Source organism: candidate division TA06 bacterium, from assembly GCA_016208585.1.
Taxonomy (GTDB): Bacteria; Edwardsbacteria; AC1; order AC1; family EtOH8; genus UBA5202.
Genome location: JACQXR010000006.1, coordinates 1 through 4,594, shown reverse-complemented (window position 1 = coordinate 4,594; position 4,594 = coordinate 1). Strand labels below are relative to the sequence as shown.

Genomic DNA, 4,594 nt, shown 5'->3' with positions numbered 1-4,594 from the left:
GTAATTCGTCTTCGTAAGTTTAAGTGCTTACAAAAACGCTGTAAAAGTATCAGCCCGCCATAATGGTAATATGATTCTCGGAAAAGGAAATCGCTATATTGAACAGGCCTTTTCGCATAATTTTGTTGTCAAAACTTGAATAAAATGTCCTGCGCTATAACCGTCCATTTTGGACGGTTATAGCGAAAAGTCATTATATGCGAAATTAGCTGTAATTACAACTATTTTGAAGCTTTTCTTTGATAATATTGCGCATTTTTGAGGTTAAACAGTATTTTGTCATTTGTCTATATGGTCTTTCCCGGTGGGTTTTTTCTATTGACAAATCCACTGCCACAGAATATAATATAAACTAGCGCAATTGCTTTAAGTTATGTTGATTAGGCCTGCCTTCGCCGAAACTACGCCGGGCTTAATAAGCGGCTACGTGCTTGCGCGCCTGCCTATGCCGAAGCGGGCTACGCGCAGGCAGGACGTAGTTATTAATGGGAGCGTATAACTTGTGGTGAACAATGCCGAACCATTAGTAGACATTCCCGTTTCTTTCAATCCAATATAATTAGCGCATTTCCGCCATTAGCACGCGGGCGAACAAAGCCAGCCACCGCAGGTAAATCCATATAGGCTGGTCTGCCTTTGGCACGAGCGGACAGGTCGTGTGTTTTGGTGGGAATAAAGTCTGCTATTGGTTCGGCTACACTCACCACAAGTATCCGCTCTGAGTAGTAGTTTCGGCACGCAGGCGTGCAGGAAGGTCGGGTCTGCCGTTCCCATTTAAATTTATTTTTCAGGGAGAAGCCAAATGGCCAATGAAAATTTAAAATTACCGCCGGAGATCGAACAGTTCACCCAAAAATTAGTGGCCGATCCCAAGTCGCGGGTGTTTGCCCAACTGGCCGACGCCTACCGCAAGGCCGGCATGACCGACGAGGCCATCGAGATCGCCAAAAAGGGGATGGAACATCATCCGGCTTATGCCACCGCCCATCTGATCCTGGGCCGGTGCTATCTGGAAAAGCAGATGTATGCCCTGGCCCGGGAGGAGTTCGAGGCCACCATCAAAAACGATCCCCAGAATCTGGTGGGTTATAAATTGTTGGCCGGCACTTACGAAAAACAGAACATGTTTGCCGAAGCGGTAAAGTTTTATCAGATGGTGCTTGACCTGGAACCCAGCGATACGGATTTGGCTGAAAAAGTCGCCTCCTTAAAAGCCGGGCAGGATGAGAGACCCCAGGTTGCTCCGGAACCGGAGATTGGGCCGGAACCTGAACCTGTCCAGCAGGCCGCTCCGGTGTTGGAGATCGCCCACAAAGAAGCGGAACCGGTTCCGGCCAGAGAAGAAATGGTCCCGGCGGCGGAAGAAAAGCCTTTGAAACCTAAATCCGAAGAGCCAGCCAAAGATGATGTGAAGGTCTCGGCTGCGGCTATATCATTTCCTGAAGTTTTGGCGGAAACGTCACCAGCCACCGAACCGGTCAAATTGACGGAACCAAAAACGATGCCGGTGGTGGAATCACCGCAGATGGAAAGCAAACCCGAAGAAGAAAAGCCGACCATAAAAGGGGAGGTCTCCAAAATATCTCAGCCGGTTCCGGCTGAGATCAAGGAAGAACCGGTTAAAACTGAAGCGCCTGAACTGAAAGCGGAAGAAAAGCCGGCGGCCGCCACTGTCACTCTGGCCGAGATCTATGTCCAGCAGGGCTTTTATGAAAAGGCCATTGATGTTTACAAGGAACTGATCTCGGCTGAGCCGGATAACGGAGATTACAAAGCCCGGATGGACGAACTGCTGGAAAAAGCCTATCCCGAAGAAAAACCGGAAGGGACGGCAGAAGAGAAAAAAAAGCCGGAGCCTCCTGCCAAGGAAGAACCGGCTGCACCGGCGCCTGTTGTTAAAACTGAAGCGGTGGTCCCGGGAATTCCGGTAGCTGAACCCGAAGCCAAGAAAGAACCGACGCCGGAAGAGCCTGTCTTTCCGCTATCTGCGGCGGCACCGGTGACGGACATCTTTGGCGGAATGTTCGACAAGCCCGAACCGAAGGTTGCTGAATCAAAGCCGCCGGCGCAGGACGATACCCTAACCAAGACTTTTGCTCCGCCTGCGGGCGCAGGCCTGCTTTCGCCGAAGCAGATGTTCGGCTCCGCGCAGGCAGGCCCGGAGGAGCCTGCCAAACCTGTGATCCCGCTTCCGGAGGAAAAACCCGAACCGCAGCCGGCTCCTGAACCGGCCAAGGAAACGCCGGTGGATTTTTCGGCCCTGTTCTCAGACGTCCCGAAAATCCAGGAAAAACAATCTCCCGCTGGCGAACCGGCAAAACCGGAGGCGGGTGCAGGTACTGACAAAAAAGCCGAAGGCGAGAACACCGTCAGCAGTTTCCAGTCCTGGCTGTCGTCTTTGCAAAAATAGAAGGAAATATTCCCCGCGCTATTGGCCTTCAAGTCAACATACCGCCTAATGGCGGTATGCCTTTAAGGGGACCCGAAGGCTAGAATTATTATCTGCCGGTAATATCTGTGACCAACAACAAAAAAGAGGAGAAGAACCATGTTCAAAAAAATAATTCTTCCGTGCGTGGCGATTGTAACAATCGCGTTACTGTGCCTGCTTGCGGGCTGCAGCAAAAATGAAACGCCGACCGCAGTTGCCACTACCGGAACCATTTCCGGCGTGGTTACAGACTCGGCCGGCGGAGCGGCCATTGCCGGGGCGGGCATTGCCACCAGCCCGGCTACCAGCAGCGTAACCGCCAATACCGCCGGACAGTTTTCAATAACCGGGGTAAACGCCGGAACCTATACGGTAACCGCCAGTAAAACCGGCTATAACAGCAAAAGCGTAAGCGTGGCCGTAACCGCCGGGAACACGGCCACCGCAAATATTGCCTTGGCCGCCGGTGTGCCGGGCAACAATGCCCCCAATGCGCCCAGCAGTCCCAGCCCGGCCGATTTTGCCACCGGCCAAAGCACCGCGCCCACCTTAAGCTGGGCATGCACCGACCCCGACGCCGGGGATACCCTGAAATACGATGTTTATTTTGATACCGCTAACCCGCCCGCAACATTGGTTTCTTCCAACCAAAGCGCAACGAGTTTGGCCCGCAGCGGCCTGGCTACCAGCACAATATATTATTGGAAAATAGTAGCCAGAGACAACCACGGCAGTACAACCGCCGGCCCGGTTTGGCAGTTTACCACCACAGCCGGGGGCACAGTAAGCATAACCTGGATATCCATTCCCGCCGGAAACTTTACCATGGGCAGCCTGCCCGGTGATCCCTATGCCCAAACAGCTGAACAGCCCCAGCATACTGTTTACCTTGACGCGTTTCAGATAAGCAAATACGAAATAACCAATGCCCAGTATAAGGCCTTTATGGACGCCGGGGGCTACAGCAACAGCGCCTACTGGACCACAGACGGCTGGAACTGGCGAACAACCAACAGCATCACCCAGCCTTATTACTGGTCCAGCGGGCAATACAACTCCGGCCCGTCGTTCCCCAACCACCCGGTGGTGGGCGTAAGCTGGTACGAGGCCTACGCCTTCTGCAATTGGGCCGGCGGCCGTTTGCCCACCGAGGCCCAGTGGGAGAAAGCCGCCCGTGGCACGGATTCCAGCAACTACTGGCCCTGGGGTTCTACTTGGGACGCCTCCAAATGCAACAGCTATGACAATACCGCGCCCGATACATTTGCCTATAGCTCGCCGGTGGGTTTCTTTGCAACGGGCACAAGCCCCTACGGGGTTTATGACATGGCCGGGAACGTATGGGAGTGGGTGAACGATTGGTACCAAAGTGATTATTACAGCGTAAGCCCGTCCAGCAACCCGCAAGGGCCGGCCACGGGTACTTCTCGCGTGCTCCGCGGCGGCTGCTTCTTCAACATCGATTACCTCTGCCGCGTTGTCTACCGCAACAACAACCCCCCGGACCCCCGCAATTTCAACAACGGTATTCGCATTGCCCAGTAAAGCAAAAATTGAATATCTGGAAATCTGTAATCTGAAAATCTGGGAACCCCAGAAATGCGCTCTTTCCCTTTGGGGGAAGAGCGCAGGAAAAAATTTATGCCCAATGAAGAACTGATAATTTTTACCAAGAGCTATGATTTTGGTCTGTGGCTGTTTAAGCACACCCAAAAATTCCCCAAATCCTGCCGGTTTTCCATAGCCGTAAAGCTGGAAACGGACATGGTGGAAACGCTGGAGAAAATACTGGCGGCCAACCGCCGGAAAAATAAACTGCCGCTATTGCTGGAAATTGACGAAAAATTGGAAGGCATAAGAATATTAACCAGGTTTTCCAAGGATATGGGTATTTTGCCATTCAACTCATACGAATATGCCATAAAAAATCTGGAGGAAATAGGTCGTTTGCTGGGCGGCTGGATAAAACAGCAAAAGCTTGTATGAAGAACTGAAGGGGGTCGCAACCGGCGGATAACCGCCGATAACGATAGGGGGCGGACTGTAAAAGGCGATGCCTGCGTGCTCCGCGGCGGCAGCTTCAACAACAACGATAACAACTGCCGCGTTGCCAACCGCAACAACAACAACCCGGACAACCGCAACAACAACAACGGTTTTCGC

Annotated in this window: 3 protein-coding genes; all 3 read left to right on the top strand. The window is 52.6% G+C overall.

Going from position 1 to position 4,594, the window contains the following annotated elements; translation table 11 throughout:
• The first annotated feature begins 802 nt into the window (after window positions 1-802).
• The 3 genes from HY768_00605 (at window position 803) to avd (ending at window position 4,417) form a co-directional block, all read left to right on the top strand.
• Window positions 803-2,410 carry a tetratricopeptide repeat protein gene (locus tag HY768_00605; protein MBI4725723.1) on the top strand — a complete coding sequence of 536 codons (1,608 nt, stop codon included), beginning with the start codon at window positions 803-805 and terminating at the stop codon, window positions 2,408-2,410.
• Between the two features lie 138 nt (window positions 2,411-2,548).
• Window positions 2,549-3,976, top strand: a complete 1,428-nt coding sequence (locus tag HY768_00600; GenBank protein ID MBI4725722.1) for an SUMF1/EgtB/PvdO family nonheme iron enzyme — start codon at window positions 2,549-2,551, stop codon at window positions 3,974-3,976.
• 111 nt (window positions 3,977-4,087) lie between these two features.
• Window positions 4,088-4,417 carry a diversity-generating retroelement protein Avd gene (avd, locus tag HY768_00595; protein ID MBI4725721.1) on the top strand — a complete coding sequence of 110 codons (330 nt, stop codon included), beginning with the start codon at window positions 4,088-4,090 and terminating at the stop codon, window positions 4,415-4,417.
• The last annotated feature ends 177 nt before the right edge of the window (window positions 4,418-4,594 follow it).